The sequence below is a fragment of the Campylobacter concisus genome (assembly GCF_902460675.1).
GTDB lineage: Bacteria > Campylobacterota > Campylobacteria > Campylobacterales > Campylobacteraceae > Campylobacter_A > Campylobacter_A concisus_AJ.
Window position 1 is genome coordinate 359,136 of the sequence record NZ_CABPUQ010000001.1, and the last position, 16,899, is coordinate 376,034.

At 42.2% G+C, this 16,899-nt stretch carries 19 protein-coding genes; 12 read left to right on the top strand and 7 right to left on the bottom strand.

Going from position 1 to position 16,899, the window contains the following annotated elements:
• Positions 1-114: 114 nt before the first annotated feature.
• The 10 genes from tig to F3G88_RS01800 are packed head-to-tail and all read left to right on the top strand — an operon-like array spanning position 115 to position 9,535.
• Positions 115-1,446, top strand: a complete 1,332-nt coding sequence (gene tig / locus F3G88_RS01755) for a trigger factor (protein ID WP_103574116.1) — start codon at positions 115-117, stop codon at positions 1,444-1,446.
• Complete coding sequence (gene clpP, locus F3G88_RS01760; RefSeq protein ID WP_004317374.1) at positions 1,446-2,036, top strand: ATP-dependent Clp endopeptidase proteolytic subunit ClpP; 591 nt, start codon at positions 1,446-1,448, stop codon at positions 2,034-2,036. The genes tig and clpP overlap by 1 nt, the downstream gene beginning before the upstream one ends.
• 8 nt (positions 2,037-2,044) lie before the next feature.
• Positions 2,045-3,079 (top strand): GGDEF domain-containing protein, encoded by a 1,035-nt coding sequence (locus F3G88_RS01765; RefSeq protein WP_149715215.1) that lies wholly within the window; start codon positions 2,045-2,047, stop codon positions 3,077-3,079.
• Position 3,080: 1 nt separating this feature from the next.
• Positions 3,081-3,599, top strand: a complete 519-nt coding sequence (def, locus tag F3G88_RS01770) for a peptide deformylase (RefSeq protein WP_149715216.1) — start codon at positions 3,081-3,083, stop codon at positions 3,597-3,599.
• Positions 3,596-5,101 carry a YifB family Mg chelatase-like AAA ATPase gene (locus tag F3G88_RS01775; protein ID WP_149715217.1) on the top strand — a complete coding sequence of 502 codons (1,506 nt, stop codon included), beginning with the start codon at positions 3,596-3,598 and terminating at the stop codon, positions 5,099-5,101. Before def ends, F3G88_RS01775 begins: the two co-directional genes overlap by 4 nt.
• A gap of 1 nt (position 5,102) precedes the next feature.
• A complete protein-coding gene (locus F3G88_RS01780; protein WP_149715218.1) occupies positions 5,103-6,506 on the top strand; it encodes an NAD(P)H-hydrate dehydratase in 1,404 nt (467 codons plus the stop codon).
• Positions 6,488-7,078, top strand: coding sequence for a phosphoribosylglycinamide formyltransferase (gene purN, locus F3G88_RS01785; RefSeq protein WP_148824137.1), 591 nt, complete (start codon positions 6,488-6,490; stop codon positions 7,076-7,078). Before F3G88_RS01780 ends, purN begins: the two co-directional genes overlap by 19 nt.
• Positions 7,071-7,796 carry a TerC family protein gene (locus F3G88_RS01790; RefSeq protein WP_021087117.1) on the top strand — a complete coding sequence of 242 codons (726 nt, stop codon included), beginning with the start codon at positions 7,071-7,073 and terminating at the stop codon, positions 7,794-7,796. Before purN ends, F3G88_RS01790 begins: the two co-directional genes overlap by 8 nt.
• 41 nt (positions 7,797-7,837) lie before the next feature.
• Positions 7,838-8,191: a VOC family protein gene (locus F3G88_RS01795; protein ID WP_223228706.1), complete on the top strand. Its 354-nt coding sequence runs from the start codon at positions 7,838-7,840 to the stop codon at positions 8,189-8,191.
• A 12-nt stretch (positions 8,192-8,203) separates the two neighbouring features.
• Positions 8,204-9,535 (top strand): MATE family efflux transporter, encoded by a 1,332-nt coding sequence (locus F3G88_RS01800; protein WP_149715219.1) that lies wholly within the window; start codon positions 8,204-8,206, stop codon positions 9,533-9,535.
• On the opposite strand, the gene F3G88_RS01805 is transcribed toward F3G88_RS01800, so the two are convergent.
• The 4 genes from F3G88_RS01805 to F3G88_RS01820 are packed head-to-tail and all read right to left on the bottom strand — an operon-like array spanning position 9,516 to position 13,515.
• On the bottom strand, positions 9,516-10,322 hold the full coding sequence (locus F3G88_RS01805; protein ID WP_103575551.1) for a metal ABC transporter permease: 807 nt from the start codon (positions 10,320-10,322) through the stop codon (positions 9,516-9,518). The two genes, F3G88_RS01800 and F3G88_RS01805, sit on opposite strands and share 20 nt — an antisense overlap.
• 9 nt (positions 10,323-10,331) lie before the next feature.
• Positions 10,332-11,114, bottom strand: coding sequence for a metal ABC transporter ATP-binding protein (locus tag F3G88_RS01810; protein WP_149715220.1), 783 nt, complete (start codon positions 11,112-11,114; stop codon positions 10,332-10,334).
• The gene (locus F3G88_RS01815; RefSeq protein WP_149715221.1) at positions 11,111-12,604 is read right to left on the bottom strand and encodes a nickel/cobalt transporter; all 1,494 of its coding nucleotides are present in this window, start codon (positions 12,602-12,604) and stop codon (positions 11,111-11,113) included. The genes F3G88_RS01810 and F3G88_RS01815 overlap by 4 nt, the downstream gene beginning before the upstream one ends.
• Before the next feature lie 2 nt (positions 12,605-12,606).
• Entirely contained in the window at positions 12,607-13,515 is a 909-nt protein-coding gene (locus F3G88_RS01820; RefSeq protein ID WP_149715222.1) for a metal ABC transporter solute-binding protein, Zn/Mn family, read from the bottom strand.
• A 145-nt stretch (positions 13,516-13,660) separates the two neighbouring features.
• On the opposite strand from F3G88_RS01820, the gene F3G88_RS01825 reads away from it, so the two are divergent.
• Positions 13,661-14,020 (top strand): Fur family transcriptional regulator, encoded by a 360-nt coding sequence (locus F3G88_RS01825; RefSeq protein WP_004317429.1) that lies wholly within the window; start codon positions 13,661-13,663, stop codon positions 14,018-14,020.
• On the opposite strand, the gene F3G88_RS01830 is transcribed toward F3G88_RS01825, so the two are convergent.
• Entirely contained in the window at positions 14,011-14,403 is a 393-nt protein-coding gene (locus tag F3G88_RS01830; protein ID WP_103574109.1) for an acyl-CoA thioesterase, read from the bottom strand. The genes F3G88_RS01825 and F3G88_RS01830 overlap by 10 nt on opposite strands.
• Positions 14,404-14,448: 45 nt before the next feature.
• Here F3G88_RS01830 and F3G88_RS01835 point away from each other — a divergent pair, with 45 nt between their 5' ends.
• Entirely contained in the window at positions 14,449-15,174 is a 726-nt protein-coding gene (locus F3G88_RS01835) for a class I SAM-dependent methyltransferase (protein WP_103574108.1), read from the top strand.
• On the opposite strand, the gene F3G88_RS01840 is transcribed toward F3G88_RS01835, so the two are convergent.
• Both F3G88_RS01840 and F3G88_RS01845 read right to left on the bottom strand, forming a co-directional pair.
• A complete protein-coding gene (locus tag F3G88_RS01840; protein ID WP_149715223.1) occupies positions 15,171-16,049 on the bottom strand; it encodes a DMT family transporter in 879 nt (292 codons plus the stop codon). The genes F3G88_RS01835 and F3G88_RS01840 overlap by 4 nt on opposite strands.
• Complete coding sequence (locus F3G88_RS01845) at positions 16,046-16,795, bottom strand: DUF4197 domain-containing protein (RefSeq protein WP_149709444.1); 750 nt, start codon at positions 16,793-16,795, stop codon at positions 16,046-16,048. Before F3G88_RS01845 ends, F3G88_RS01840 begins: the two co-directional genes overlap by 4 nt.
• Between the last annotated feature and the right edge of the window lie 104 nt (positions 16,796-16,899).

Here is a 16,899-nt window from a genome sequence, read left to right on the forward strand (position 1 = left end):
CCAAATTCTACGTTAAAACGCCTTTTATATCTATAAAAATTTACAAATTTACAATGAAATAAGGAAAATTCTGCTATATTTTGGGCTAAAAATTTGTATTCATAAAGGAATTCGATGGAAATCAAAATCAAAGCTCTAGATAGCGTAAATACCCTAGCAAGCACGACTGTAAGTGCAGATACTATAAAGTCTAGCGTAGAAAAACTAGCAAAAAAAGCGGCAAAAACTATGAAAGTAGATGGCTTTAGACAAGGCCATGTGCCAGTCGCTGTCGTGCTAAAACGCTACGAGAAAGAGCTAACAAACGACGCTGAGCAAGATGTCTTAAGAGATGTAGTCGAAGAGGCTATCAAAAAAGCAGGCAAGAAGAATGACGACCTTATCGGCGAGCCTATCGTTTCAAAATTTGACAAAAAAGATGACAAGATCGACGTTGAGCTAACAGTTTCATTTAAGCCAAGCGTTGATGTGAGCGGTTATGAGAGCTTGATACCTGAGTTTTCAAACCCACGCGTTTTGAAAAAAGATATCGATGAGAAGAAAACTGAGCTTTTAAAAATGATAGCTCCGCTTGAAAAAGTAGAGGGCAAAAGAGGCCTAAAAGTGGGCGATTTTGCTAAATTTGACTTTGAGGGCTTTGTTGATGGCGTTGCATTTGAAGGTGGCAAGGCTGAAAACTACGTGCTTGAGATCGGCTCAAATCAATTCATCCCAGGCTTTGAAGATGGCATGGTAGGCATAAAAGCTGGCGGCGAAAAAGATATAAACGTTAAATTCCCAGAAAACTATGGCGCTGCACATTTAGCTGGCAAAGATGCTGTTTTTAAAGTCAAACTTCACGAAATTCAAGAGAGAAAGATCCCTGAAAAACTAGATGAAGAGATGCTAAAAACTATCCTTCCAAACGAAGAAAAACCAACTGAAGAGCTACTTGAAGAGCGCATAAAAGAGCAAATTCGCCAAGAGAAAATTTATAAACTTATAAACGAAGAGCTAAAACCAAAATTTGCTGAAGCTGCGGTTGAGAAATTTAAATTTGATGTGCCAAAAAATATCGTCGAGCAAGAGATCGATATGCAGTTTAGAAACGCATGGAGCTCATTTACTCCAGACGATATGAAGAAATTTAGAGAAGACAAAGACGCTCTAGCTAAAAAACGTGACGAGTATAGAAAAGATGCTGAAAATAGCGTTCGCCTAACTTTCATCATCGATGAGCTAGCTCGCGTAAGAGGCGTGAAAGTGAGCGATCAAGAGGTCGTTCAAGCGATCTATTTTGAGGCGTATAGAAGCGGTCAAGATCCAAAAGCGCACCTTGAAATGTACCGCAACCAAGGCATGCTTCCAGCAATAAAGATGTCGATGATCGAAGAAAAGCTATTTAGCGAGCTTTTCAACAAAGAAAAAGACGAGAAAAAAGCAAGCAAAAAAGAGAAGGCTGAGTAATGAGCTATTACGTTCCTGTCGTAGTTGAAAGAACTAGTAGAGGTGAGCGAAGCTATGATATATACTCCCGTCTTTTAAAAGACAGGATCGTTATGCTAAGTGGCGAGATAGAGGACGGCATGGCTGCTTCTATCGTCGCTCAGCTGCTATTTTTAGAGGCTGAAGATCCAGACAAAGATATCTACCTTTATATAAACTCACCAGGCGGCGTGATAACAAGTGGCTTTAGCATCTATGATACGATGAACTACATAAAGCCAGATGTTTGCACGATCTGCATCGGTCAGGCCGCTAGTATGGGCGCATTTTTACTAAGCTGTGGCGCACCTGGAAAGAGATATGCATTACCAAATTCTCGTATCATGATACACCAACCACTTGGTGGCGCTAGAGGACAAGCGACTGATATCGAGATACAAGCTCGTGAAATTTTGCGTTTGAAAGAAATTTTAAATGGAATTTTGGCAAAAAATACAGGTCAAAAGCTAAGCAAGATCGTAAAAGATACTGAGCGCGACTTCTTTATGAGCTCAGCTGAAGCTAAAGAGTACGGACTTGTCGATAAAATTTTGGAGAAAAGTTTTAAATAAGGCCCAAAGTGATAAAGATAGATAACGCACCAGATCCAAAGAAAAAAGCAGCTGAAGCAAAGCCAGCTGTCAAAAAAGAAAAGGTAAATATCTATAAATTTTCAGAGGACGTTTTACACGAGCTAAGCGACGACAACGTCCCATCTACGCCGACAAACTACTCAATATATTTTGAAAAGATGCTTGATGGGCAGTCAGATGAGTTTAGAAAAGAGATCGGCGATATCATTGTGGCAAATTCTGAAAGCTCGGTGCCAACAAATGGCAACATCTCTATCGAAAAAGAGGTAAAACAAGGCTTTATCCAGATAAAGAGCATGCTTCAAGCTGTCGTGCTCATCTATAAAAATTTAGGCGTTATGAGAGGCCTAGTGCAAAAGCGCATGGATGGGCTTAAAAACAACACAAATGTCCTTGCGCTCCAAAATGTTTTAAGCGCCTTTAATCAAGACCTCATCAAGCTAAACGACCTCATGGATAAGCACCTTGACGTCATCAAGATGAGCTATGAAGAGGTCGGCAAGATGTTTAAGGCGATCGAAGAGCAGTCGATCTACGATACGACTTATGAGGTCTATAACAAGAAATTTCTAGTAGCGACCATAAGCAGCGAGATCGAGTCTGTTAGGCGCTACGGCTATAATGCCTCATTTTTGCTAGTTAAGATAAAAGACAAATTTGCAAATCGCGTTAAAAATTTAAAAGAGCGAAACAATATGTTTAAAAGTATGTCACAGCTTCTTTTAAGGACTTCACGTAGAAGTGATATAGTCGCACACTACGGCGATGGCTGCTTTGCTATGGTGATGAAATACACCGACGAAAACGGCACAAAGCAAGCGTGCGCTAGAATTTTAAACATGCTCTCATCTATGCCTTGGAAGATCGACAACGAAGAGTGCAAGCTCGAAGTGCAGATAGTCTCAAGCATGATCTCAAAGACAAAGAGCACAGAAGAGCTGCTCTCACACGCACTTGACAAGCTAGAGACCAACCAAGACCTAAACGAGCCACTATTTTTAGACGAGAAAGCAGAGAATTAGTTTGATCCTAGACGTTTTATCCTATCCAAATAAAAAACTTTATGAAATTTCAAAAGAGGTTGAGATTTTCGATGAGAAGCTTCACAAACTTCTTGATGATATGTATGAGACGATGATCGCTAAAGAAGGCATCGGTCTTGCGGCCATACAAATAGGCGTTGCAAAGAGAATTTTTATCATAAATTTAGCCAACGAAGAGGGTGTGCAAGATAGAGAAAATTTAATCGAGATCATAAACCCAAAATTTGAGCTACGTGAGGGCGAGTGCGTCTATCAAGAGGGTTGCCTTAGCGTGCCTGGCTACTACGAGGACGTTAAGCGAAGTGAGGTCGTTAGCATCAAATTTCAAGACCGCTTTGGCAAAGAGCAGACCTTAAAAACTGACGGGCTACTAGCGATCGCTATCCAGCATGAAAATGACCATCTAGACGGACATCTTTTTATAGAAAAAATAGGCTTTAACAAACGTAAAAAATTCGACAAGGAATACAAAAAGCAAAAAAAAGAAAAGACATCATGAAGTCCCTAAAATGTGCTACTTATGGCGACGGACTAAAGATCATTGATGTTGAGTCGATCTTTTCTCGTGGGCTTCCTGGCTTTAGTATCGTGGGCCTTGCAAGCACCAGCATCAAAGAGAGCACAGAGCGTGTAAAGGCGGCACTTTTAGCGCTTGACTTTGCCTTTCCGGCTCAGAAAATAACCATAAATTTATCCCCCTCAGACCTACCAAAAAGTGGCTCGCACTTTGATCTAAGCATAGCCCTTTTAATCGCTCTTCAAAAGGCAAAGAGCTTGGAGAAAATTTTTGTTTTTGGCGAGCTTGGGCTTGATGGCAGCGTAAAAAGCACGGCAAATTTGTTTTCAATCCTACTTTTTTTAAGCACGCAGGTGCAAAAGGCAAAAATTTTAGTGCCTAGCGAGATAGCTGCAAAAGCTTCGATGATCCCAAATTTAGAGGTTTATGGCATTAGCACACTAGAAGAGGCGATAAAGTTTTTTAGCGACGCAGAATTTGCTAAAAGCACGCATTTTAGCGCCACGCACGAGCTATTTTCAAATGTGATAGAAGTTGGCGGCAAAAGATATGTTCCAAATTTAAATTTCGAGCTTGATTTTAAGGACGTTTTGGGTCAAGAAAGGGCCAAAAGAGCCTGCGTCATCGCAGCTGTTGGCATGCACAATATCTTATTTGAAGGTAGCCCAGGCAGCGGTAAGAGCATGTGCGCAAAACGCCTCGTCTATATCATGGCACCACAAAGCCTAGAAGAGGTGCTAAAGTCCGCCGCCTACCGCTCGCTAAACCTGCAAGATAGCGAATTTACAAGCACCAGAGCCTTTCGCTCACCACATCACACCTCGACTAAAAGCTCGATCTTTGGCGGTGGCTCAAACGTCGCAAAGATCGGCGAGATCGCACTTGCAAATGGTGGAGTGCTATTTTTTGATGAGTTCCCACACTTTGCTAAACAGGTGATAGAAAGCCTCAGAGAGCCACTTGAAGATAATCAAATCCACATCGCAAGGGTAAATTCAAAAGTGACTTACGAGACCAAATTTATCTTCGTAGCCGCTCAAAATCCCTGCCCTTGTGGAAATTTATTCTCCCGCAACCTAAACTGCAAATGCAGCGAAAATGAGATAAAAAACTACAAAGCCAAAATTTCAGCCCCAGTGCTTGACCGCATTGATCTAAAGGTCGCAATGGACGAGAACTCGCCAGATGACAAGGCTAGTTTGAGCTCGCAGCAGATGAGCGAGATGGTCTTAAAAGCCTTTATCTTTCAAAAAAAGCGTGCTCAAGAGGAACTAAATGGCAAGCTTAGTGACGCGCAGGTGGCTAAATTTTGCACGTTAAACGCCGAGACGAGTGAAATTTTACAAAAGGCTGCCACGAAGTATAACCTCTCTCAAAGGGGCATAAAAAGGACACTTAGAGTGGCTAGAAGTATCGCTGATCTTGATGAGAGCGAGCAAATTTTAAAGCCCCACATCTTAGAGGCGCTTAGTTTTAGGGCATAGAATGAAAAATTTATATTTAGACACGAGAGTTTTAGACGAGCGAGCAAGCGAGAAATTTGACCTTAGCGAAGAGCTTTTGATGGAAAATGCAGCCGCAGGCATAGCAAATTTTATCCGTAAGAAATTTAAAAAAGGCGAGAGGGTGCTTGGCGCTTGCGGTAGTGGAAATAACGGCGCTGACGTGCTTTGCGCTTTAAGGATGCTAGAGGGCGAGTTTGAGTGTGAATTTATCCTAGCTAGTAAAAATTTAAAGCCACTTGCCACCAAACAGCTTGAAAGGGCTAAATTTACTGGCGTGCGAGAGAGCAAAGACGTAGAAAGTAGCTTAAATATCGCAAAATGCCTCATAGACGGGCTTTTTGGCTCAGGGCTAAATAGAAATTTAGACGAAAAGCACATAGAGCTCATCTCAAAAATAAACGCTAGCCCTGCTTACATCATCGCTTGTGACGTGCCAAGTGGGCTAAGTAGCGAAGGCAAGGTGCTTGGCGCTTGCGTAAAAGCAGACGCTACTATCACGATGGGAGCTAGAAAGCTAGGGCTTTATAGTGACGCAGCAAAGGACTACGTGGGCAAGATAAAGCTCGCTACTCTTGGCATAAGCGCGCAAAACTACGAGTGCGAGAGCGACTATCACTTGCTTGAAAAATGCAATCTCATGCTTCCAAACAGAAAAAATCAGTGCGTAAATAAGGGCGATTTTGGCCACGCATTTATCATATCTGGCGAGCACATAGGGGCTAGCAAGCTTTGCGCAAAGGCAGCATTTGCCTTTGGGGCTGGGCTAGTTAGCGTGATAGGCGAGCAAGGTTTAAATTTACCAACGCATATCATGCAAGCTAGCAAGATAAGCGAGAAAATGAACGCTGGAGCCCTTGGCATGGGGCTTGGCAAAAAGGGCGTAGAAGAGCTTGAGGTGCAAATTTTAAAAGGCAAAAAGCTCGTTCTTGACGCTGATATCTTTTACAGCCCAAAAGTGCTTGACTTGCTAAGCGAGAACTGCGTCTTGACGCCTCATCCAAAGGAGTTTTGCTCGCTTTTAAAAATTTGCAAAATGGCCGATATAGATGTGCAAACTTTGCAAGAAAACAGATACGCTTACGCGAGGGCTTGGAGCGAGAAATTTAAGGCCGTTCTTGTGCTAAAAGGGGCAAATACCATAATCGCCAAAGATGGGCAAATTTACGTCATGCCTTATGGTAAAAGCGCGCTTGCAAAAGGCGGCAGCGGCGACGTGCTAAGCGGTCTTGTGCTAGCACTTTTGGCTCAAGGCTACGAGCCACTAAATGCTGCCATCTCAGCCACTTTAGCTCATGCGCTTAGCCTTAGAAATTTTGACAAAAACAGCTACGCGCTGGAGCCAACAGACATCATCAAAGGAGTAAAATGCTTACGAAAAAGATAGCCGTGCTTTTTAGCGGCAGTGGCTCAAATTTAGAAGCGATACTTAAAAAAGTTCATAATCAAATTTTTAACGGTGTAAAGATCGAAGTTTGCCTTTGTATCTGTAATAAACCTGGTGCATTTGGCATCGAGCGAGCTAAAAAATTTGGGCTTGAAACGACGATAATAGAAAGTGCTAAATTTGACAAACGTGAGGAATTTGACGCAGCTTTGGTGGAGCAAATTTTAAAAAGCGGGGCTGATCTAACGGTGCTTGCTGGCTTTATGCGGATACTAACGCCAGTTTTTACGACGCAAGTAAAAGCTATAAATTTACATCCTTCTATCTTACCGCTTTTTAAGGGCGCGCATGCGATAAAGGAGAGCTTTGAGAGCGATATGATGATAGGCGGTGTGAGCGTGCATTATGTGAGTGAGGAGCTTGATGGGGGCAAACTAATCGCGCAAAGGGCGTTTGAGCGTGAAGATGGCATGAGTTTAGAGGCTTGGGAGGAGAAAATCCACGCCATAGAGCATGAAATTTTGCCCCAAAGCATAATAAAAATTTTAACAAAGGAAACAACGAATGTTTGAATGGTTGAGTTCGCCAGAGGCGTGGATATCGCTACTTACGCTAACTGGCTTGGAGATAGTTTTAGGCATAGATAACATCATATTTATCGCTATTTTAGTAGGCAAACTGCCGCCAGAGCAAAGGGGCAAAGGCCGTATTTTAGGGCTTGGCTTTGCGATGATCACTAGGATCATACTGCTACTTTCGCTATTTTGGATCATGAAGCTTACAAAGCCGCTCTTTAGCATAGGCGAGCTTAGCATCACAGGGCGCGATCTAGTGCTCATAATAGGCGGTCTATTTTTGATAGTAAAATCATCAATGGAGATCCACGCAAACGCCACTGGCAAGCATGAAGAGGCTCACGAGAGCAAGTCTCATCCAGGATTTTTTGCGACTATCCTAGAAATAGGCATTTTAGACATAGTCTTTTCGCTTGATAGCGTTATCACCGCAGTTGGCATGGCTCAGCACATCGATATCATGATACTTGCTGTCATCATCGCAGTTGGTGTGATGATGTTTGCCTCAAAGGCGATCTCAGAATTTGTCGATAACAACCCAACGATAAAAATGCTCGCACTAGCATTTTTGGTGCTTGTAGGCTTTGCGCTCGTGCTTGATGGCTTTGGCGTACATGTGCCAAAAGGCTACATCTACTTTGCTATGGGCTTCTCGCTGGCGGTTGAGTGCATAAATATCTACGCTAGAAAAAGGGCATTAAGAGATCAAAAATAAAGATGTGAGCCAAAATACAGATAAAAAATTTAGATCACATCGTGATCGTAGTAAGCGACGTTAAAGAGGCGCTTAAATTTTACTGCGACATTTTAGGCATGCGACTAGCTCAGAAAGACGGTCACATTAGCCTAAATTTTGGCTCACAAAAGATAATTTTACATAGGTTTGAGGGCGAGTTTTTACCTGCGGCAAAGCACCCAACAAAGGGCAGTGCTGATATATGTTTAATAGTTGAAGACAACATAGAAGAAGTGCGCTCGGAGCTACTTAAAAAGGGCGTAGAGATCGAGCTTGGCGTCGTTGAGCGAAACGGAGCTCTGGGAGCAATGAAGAGTTTATATATTTACGACCTTGATGGAAATTTGATAGAACTTAGCTCATATGAAATTTAACAAGAAGGCAGCTTGGACCTACTAAAAGACCCGCTAAATAAACTAATCATCTCACTCTCGCTGCCAGCTGGCGTGGGCATGATGTTTAACACCCTTTACAACGTCACTGGCACATTTTTCGCCGCTAAAATTTCTACCATAGCAGTTGCTGGCATGGCGATGAGCTTTTTGCTCTATCTAAGCGTCGTTGGCATCGGGCTTGGCTTTGGCTCGGCACTCACCGCGCTAATAGGCAACAGCCTAGGCGCAAACAAACCAAAAATGGCTAAACTTTACGCCTCAAATGGCATCATCTTCGTGCTTCTTTTTGCCCTTTTTATGGGACTTTGTGGCTACTTGCTAGCACCAAATTTACTAATCCTTTTAGGCGCCGATCACCACTATATAAAAGAGGCTCTCGACTATGCTGGCGTCATCTTTCTTGCAGCTCCATTTTTCTTGCTTATAAAATCGCTTAATGGCATACTGGTCGCACTTGGCGATACTAAAAGCTACCGCAACTGGCTATTTTGTGGCCTTTTTATCAACGCATTTTTTTGCTATCTTTTTGCTTTTATCTTTGCTCTTGGCGTAAAGGGTCTTGCTCTAGCAACGGCTAGCGTGCAGTTTTTAGGCATGATCTATCTCTTTTTTAAAGTAAGAAAAAGCAAGATGATAGAGCCTAGAAATTTAGGCTACTTCGTGCCAAATTTCGCCGTCTGGGCAAAGATACTAAAGCAAGCCTTGCCAGCTTGTCTAAACTACCTCTCAATGTCGCTTGGCTCGCTTGTGCTTTTAAAATTTGTAAGCTTTTACGGCGTAAATGCAGTGGCAGGTTATGGCATAGCCTTAAGGATCGAGCAAATTTTAGTGCTTCCAACCATCGGCATGGCAGCAGGAGTGCTTAGCATCATCTCAAGAAATTACGGCGCTAAGAGCTTTCAAAGAGCGATGCAGTGCTACAAACTATCGCTTCTTTTTTTGCTCATCTACTGCGTCTTTGCCTACATCTTTATCAGGCTTTTTGGCGAGAGCGCGATCAAGCTCTTTGACAGCACGCCAGCCGTGCTAGAAGTGGCAAAGCTCTACCTTGGCATCAACTCACTTGCCTACATGGCTTACGGCACGATCAACATCTCAGGCAGCACGCTACAGGCTATAAAACGCCCAGTGGCGATCTTTTTGCTAAATGGCTTTAGACAGCTCTTGCTTCAATGCTCACTCTTTTACGTGGTAGTCTTTTGGCTAGGACTTGAGATCAAATTTATGTGGCTAGCGCTATTTTTTAGCGTCTATTTTACGGCGATTTGCTTTTTGGCTTGGACGCTTTTTAGGTTAAAAAGAGCTACGAGCGCAAGCTTTTAAATTTAAAGCTAAACGCAAAAAAGCAAAGTGAGGCGACTAAGATGATGCTAGCTCCGCCTGTGAGGTTGAAATAAAAACTGATCACAAGGCCACTAAAGCAAAAAATGATAGAAAAAATAGTTGAGATTAGCATCATTAGCCCAAGTCTTTTGGCAAAAATTTGAGCAATATATGGCGGTATGGTAAGTAGCGCGATGACAAGTATTAGCCCCACGACGCGTATCGTAGCCACCACGCAAAGCGCCATCATACAAACTAGAAGATAGTGAAAAAATGTCGTATTTACGCCGCGAAGTTTTGCAAACTCCGCATCAAAGCTGATCGCCACAAACTGGCGGTAAAAAAGTGCGATGAGCGCCAAAAACAAGAGGTCTAAAACGCTCATAAAGATAATATCTGTGCCGCTAACTGCAAGGATCGAGCCAAAAAGATAGCTCATAAGATCAGCGTTATAGCCAGGCGTTAGGTCGATGAAAATGATACCAATAGCCATGCCAATCGCCCAAATAGCGCCTATTACGGAGTCGATGTTTGTCTTGTCTTTTAGCGTGATCGTGGCGATGATGAGCGCTAAAAATAGTGAAAATATGCTCGCTCCAAAAAGTGGCTCGAGTGAGAAGAAAAATGCAAGCCCTATGCCGCCATACGCGCCGTGTGCGATGCCTCCAGCGATGAAAGTCATCTTATTTATCACGACAAGCGAGCCTATCATGCCGCATATTATGCTTACTAAAATGCCCGCAATAAAGGCATTTTGCATAAAATTTAACTCTAAAATTTCACTCATTTTCTCTCTTTAAAATTTAAAAACATTGCTCTTTGTTTTTTCACAACCGCACTCACCAAGTGCAATCTCGACATCACAAAAATGGCTGTGCGTTCTAGCTAGATGCTCGATAAATTCCCTCTTTGCAAGATTTTCATGGGTTTTGTGAATGTGTAAATTTTTACTCACATAAGCGATCTTTGTAGCGTAATTTAGCACGATATTTAGGTCGTGACTTACCAAAACCACGCCCACGCCATTTGCGTTTATGCCCTTTAAAATTTCATAAATTTCAGCCTGCCCTTTTGTGTCGATGCTGGCTGTTGGCTCGTCTAAGATGAGCACTTTTGCATTTGCGCAAAGCGCCCTAGCGATATAGACGCGCTGCCTTTGACCACCACTTAGCTCGCCGATCCTCGCGTTTGCAAACTCCCTCATACCGACCTTCTCAAGGGCACTTAGCGCTAGGGCTTTTTCATCTTTTGAGTAAAAACCAAAGATTTTTTTATCGATTAGCCCCATTAACACGACTTCTAAAACCATCATCGGAAAGCTTTGATTTGAGAGGAAATTTTGCGGCACGTAGCCTATAAATTTACTTACCTCGCTTGGGGCCTTACCAAAGAGCTTGATCTCGCCACTTTGAGGCTTAAGCAGACCCAAAATGAGCTTTAAAAGTGTGCTTTTGCCCCCACCATTTGGACCAATTATCGCTAAAAACTCGTCGCTACTATAGTCTAAGTTAATACCCTCTAAAACGACTTGCTTATCGTAGCTAAAGTTTAAATTTCTAATTTTTATAATATCTTTCAAAATAGGCTCTTTTGCGTAAATGTCGTGATAAAAATGAAAAGTCCAAGCCAAAGCATGATGCCAAGGGCTGCAAATTCTGCGTAGATTTTAAACTTTTTTAGCTTAATGTTCGTGCTGATCTTTGAGCCAAAAACTGCCGCTACAAATATCACCACACTCATGCCAAGCGCCATAAACAGGCCACTTATCACGCCTGCAAAGTAGCTACCTATCTCATTTGCCAGCACAAAGACTAGTATCGTGCCAGGACAGGGCACAAGAGCCGCAGCTGCCGCTACTAGCCACTCCTCTTTGCTCTTTGGCTTTTTAGTGGAGCAAATTTGACAGCCACAATCACTTTTAAATTTTGTATTTTTACTCAAATTTTGACTTAGATTTGATCTAAAAATATAAAATTTAGTCTCATTTTTGTTTGAGAGATAAAATTTGATCTTTTTAACGAGCATAAAAATCGCCACAAAAAAGATCACGACCCCTGAAAACGCGGTCGTTATGCTAGCTGTGTCCTTTGTAAGGTCGTTACTCACCTCTCGTAGCAACAAAAAGCTAGCAAAGACAAAGACAAATGCGCCTATAACGTGCATGAAACCGATCTTTAACGCAAATAAAAACGCCCTTTTGTAGCTGCCGCCAGTTGCGGCAAAATATGAGCTTGTTAGCACCTTGCCATGACCTGCTCCAGCAGCGTGCAAGAAGCCATAGCCAAATGAGATAAACGCCAAAAATAGCATCGTAAGCGGGCTTTTGTGATCCACGCTTCTTAAAATTTGCTTTAGCCTATCAAGCAAGCTTAGGCTAGTTTTTGAGACGATGTCAAATTTAGCCTCATCAATCTTGTCTATCTGCCTTAAATTTTCATCGCTCGCGCCTATTACTGGCTCTTTTAGCAGCTCTTTAAGTGCTGGCTTTTCGTTGTGAGCTTTGGCAGCTGCCCTGCTTGAAAAGGTAAAAAATATCAAATTTGAGTTTGAATTTGGTATCGCCCAGAAGCTTTCACCCACCAAAAATGCGTTATTTTGCGTAAATTTGAAGTTAAAATAGCCCTCTTTATCCTCCATATCAACCGACACGACAAGTCTGTCAGCGACCACTAAATTTGTCTTAAAACTAACATCAAATTTAAGCCTGCCCTCGTCAAAGTAGAGCTTGTATTCATTTAAATTTGGCTCTATTTTAGTGGCGTTTTCGTCCTTGTAATAATACTCAATCTGCGTCAAATAGTGCCTTGGCACGAGGTAGTCTAGCAAATTTAAGCGGATCTTTCTAAGCTCTTTATCATCTATCTTTTCATCTTGATTGAGATCAAAATTTTGCTTCATCAGCTCTGAGAAATTTTGCGAAAAGGTCCAAGTAAAGGCTATTTGCGTGATGTTATTTTCGTGTGCGACAAATTTCGCGCTAACATGAGCTGTGGGGCTGTAAAGCGAGCATAGAGCACACCCGAAAGCATTTATGGCTAGTAGGCAAATGACGATCAGGCGTGCTAACATTTTTATAGACTTTTTGCGAAAATTTCAGCCGTTTTTTTCATCTCAGCTAGCCAGTTTTCAGGCAACTGATCTATCATGACGACCTTTGAGCCAGTCTCTTTTGCTATCAAATTTGCAGCCTTTGTTGGAAACTGCGGAGCTACGAAAATGACCTTTACACCGTGCTCTTTAGCCTCTTCTATAAGCTCTTTTAGCTCAGCTGGCTTTGGCTCTTTGCCCTCTATTTCAATGGCGATTTGCTCTAAATCATAGCGCTTTGCAAAGTAGCCCCAAGATGGGTGATATACGATAAATTCGCGAGTTTTGACATCTTTTAGCTCGTTTTTGATAAAGCCATCAAGCTCATCAAGGCTAGCTTTAAATTTAGCCAAATTCTCCTCATAAAGCTTTGCATTTTGCGGGAATTTCTCTATTAGCGCCTTTGCGATGTTATCAGCCTGAGTTTTTACCAAGATAGGGTCAAGCCAGATGTGTGGGTCAAGGCCGTCATGGTGGTGATGATGGTGCTCGCCCTCGTGGTCATGGTGCTCATGCTTATGCTCACCCTCGTGCTTGTGCTCGTGGTGCTCTTCATGCTCATGCTCCTCGCTCATAGCGATCTTTTCGATGCCTTCTTGCGTTTTTACGATGCGTAAATTTTTAAACGTCTTTGAGAAGCGATCAAGCCACGCATCCTCAAACTCGATGCCGATAGCAAAGTAAAGCTCGCTCTTTTCAAGCTCCTTCATCTGCTTTGGTTTTGGCTCATAAGTGTGCGGATCAGCGCCTTTGCCAACCATCGCATTTACATCTAGCGTATCTCCAGCGATCTGCTCGACAAAAAATTTCGTTGGCAGTATGCTAGTAGTCACAACCGGCTTTGCAAAAAGAGACAAAGCACAAACAGCTAAAAAAACGATAATTTTTCTCATTATCTCTCCTTTAAAAAATAATTGCGAAGTTTAGCAAAATGCAACTTGGTTGCAACTTAAAAAGCAAATGCCTAAATTTAGCCTTTTCTTTTAAATATAGTTTAAATCTTTTAGCGTTAATATACGAAAAATGAAAAGGGCAAAGATGAACGCGAGAAATTTCTTAGAAGAGCACAATATCAAGGCTACGACGCTTCGTATAAAGCTTGTTGAAATTTTACAAAACGCCAAAACACCGCTAAGCTACGATGAAATTTTAGAGAGCCTTGACGCAAACAAGACGACCTTTTATAGAAGTATGGAAATTTTTGAAAAAGAAAATCTCGTGATAAAAACCGAAAACAACCACAAGAGCTACTACGAGCTGGCAAATGAAGCCAAAGCCTACTTTATCTGCGACGTCTGCCACAAAGTAACAAACATCGACATGCCACACCTAAGCGTCGCTAAAAATATAAAAAGCGCCGTGATAAAGGGCGTTTGCGACGAGTGTGGTCACGAGTAAAGCGCGATGATCTCCGCTGGGATCGCTTTTGGGCGGTTTGTCTTTAGATCGATATAGACAAACTCGGTCTTGCCAGTTGCTATTAGCTCGCCATCCTTTTTAAACTCAAAATACCTGCTTGAAGTGGCCTTGCCATCGGCCTGTGTGTAGGTGTGAATTTCTATCTTATCCATCAGCTTTGCACTCTTTATATATTTTGCTTCATTTTTTCTAATGAGCCAAATTTCACCCCTTTTATACTGCGCATCAACCGTGTCGCCAACTGCGGCAGAGTGGGCAAATGCGGCCTCTTGCATAAGCGTGAAATAATAGACATTATTCATATGTCCGTGCATATCGATGGCTTGTGGCGGGATGATGACGCGATATATAAAATCTCTCATTTTTGACCTTTTTTGCTAAAATTATAACCAAAAAGAGGAGCTAATATGCAAAATTTATGGGATAAAAAGGCGTCAAACTACCAAAGATTTGACGGCAAGATCAGCGCTATCCAGCAGCAAATTTATGCCAAAGCCTTGGCTTGGGGAGTTGATTTTAGTAGCAAAGATATCCTTGATATCGGCTGTGGCACAGGCGTTTGGAGCATATTTTTATCAAAAACGGCTAAGCATATAACTGGCATCGATAGCTCAGAAAAGATGATAGAAATTTTAAACGAGGACGCAAAGAGATTTGGCGTGACAAATTTAACCAGCGAGGTTTGCTCATGGAGAGAATTTAAGCCAGCAAGACTCTTTGATATCGCTATTTGTACGATGAGCCCAGCCATTGCGAGCGATGAAGATTTTGCTAAATTTCAAAACTGCGCCAAGCAAAAGCTCTATCTTGGCTGGGACAAGCCTAGAAGCTCTGATCTGCTTGAGCCATTTTTTGAAAAATTTGGCCGCGTGCTCTCTCAAAAAAACGTAGTAGATAGGCTTGAAGCGTGGCTAAATGAGCAAGGCATCGCTTTTAAGAGTCAAATTTTAAATGAGACAAGGATCACTAGACGAAGCGTGCAAGAAGCAGCTGAAAATATCTGCTGGCACCTTGAGATAAATGGGGCTAAAAACTACGATGAAAAGGCGGTTTTAGCGATGTTAAAAGAGAGATTTGAGGGCGAGTTTATAGATGAGAAAATAGATTCGCAAATGAAGCTTTTTGTCTTTTAGAGCTTAAATTTAGAGCAAATTTGCTTGCCAAATTCGCTAAAAATGACGCCAAAGATGATGAGCATTGCTCCAAAAATTTGCCAGATGCTAAGTATCTCGCTAGCAATAAAATAGCCAATTAGCCCAGCAGAGACTGGCTCTAGGCAGAAAAACAAGGCCGCCTTGCTAGCGGTCGTGTATCTTTGAGCGATCGTTTGCACAAAGTAGCAAAATATGGTGCCAATAACCGTCGTGATAAATATAGCTATGAAAAATTCCCTATCAAATTTTGGCACGATACTGCCCTGAAAAAGCGCAAAAACAAGCGATAGCATGGCATTTGTAAGAAAGACCACAAAGACAAGCAAATAAAGCTCACTCTTTCTTACAAAATGGCCATTTAGTGTAGTATAAAGTGCGTAAAATATCGCGCAAACAAGCGCTAGTGCCTCGCCGCTCCCAAGTGCTAGCGTGGCGCCACTTAAAAGCCAAAGCCCAAAAATAGCAATCATAGCGCCCAAAATGGCAAAAATGCTTATCTTATTTTTAAAAAAGATAGCCGCCATAAAAGGGACTATAACACACTCAAGCCCCGTGATAAAGGCGACGCTCGAGCTAAAAGTAAGCTTTAGGGCGTAAGTTTGTGTGGCAAATGATAAAAAGAGAACCGCTCCAAGGATAACGCCGTAGATAACGCTTTTTTTGTCAAATTTTTTAGTAAATTTAAGTGCGACAAAGCCCATAAAGATAGCCGAGAGAAAAAACCGGCAAAAGAGCATGACAAAGACGCCATTTGTCTTTAGCGCGTTTGCCATGGGTAAAAACGTAGCGCCCCAAACGACGGCAACTACGATAAGAGCGATGTCGGCTTTGTTTTGAGCGCTTAAACTTCTCATTTAAAGATCGAGTCTAGCACCTTTTTGCCGCTATCTAGGCTAAAGCCGCTTCTTAGCCCCTTTTCCTTCTCGCTCATCACGTTAAATAGCCCATCTAGCGTCTTTCTCGTGATATAAGCGTTTAGGTCTTCGCCATCATCTGGCACATATTCGCTTGCGCCTAAATTTTTAGCTAGGCTTTTGACTGATTTTATCGTTTCGTTGTTTTTTGCTGAGCCGCCGATGAAAGAATTTAGCCCATTATAGGCTGTCGCAAAGCTATTATCGCTCATCATTTTCTCGATTATCGGCGTAAATGCCGCCTTTAGCTTTTGGCTGGAGCTTTTCTCTAAATACTTCGTAACGCTGTCGCTGCCGCCGTTAAAGAGCTTTTTAACATCAGCCTCGCTCATATTTTTTATGCTCTCACTAAAAATTTCAGCTGCCTTTGGCACGGCCGTGGTTGCGGCGTTGTTTATCGACTTGCTAAGGTCTTGCGCCCACTTCTCGCCGCCCACTTTTTTGGCTAAATTTGACGCCATCTCAAGGCTTTTTGGGAGTGGGATTTTAGCTGTAGCGTTGTTTATAAAGCCCTCTTTTGAAAGCTCGCCAACAGCTGCATTTAGCGTCTCGCTAACTAAGCTTTTATAGTCGCCGCTTGATGCGTGAGTGGCGATTTTCACACCTTTATTTATCATATCATCCATGCTTGCGGCTTGTAAATTTAAAGCAAGCGCGCCACAAAGAATAACAAGAGATCTTTTCATCTTCTCTCCTTTTTTAAATTTAAAGCAAAATCATACAAAAAATATCTAAACGCTTAAAATGAATTTAATATTTTTGCACTAAAATTCACCCTTTTTTGAGGGGA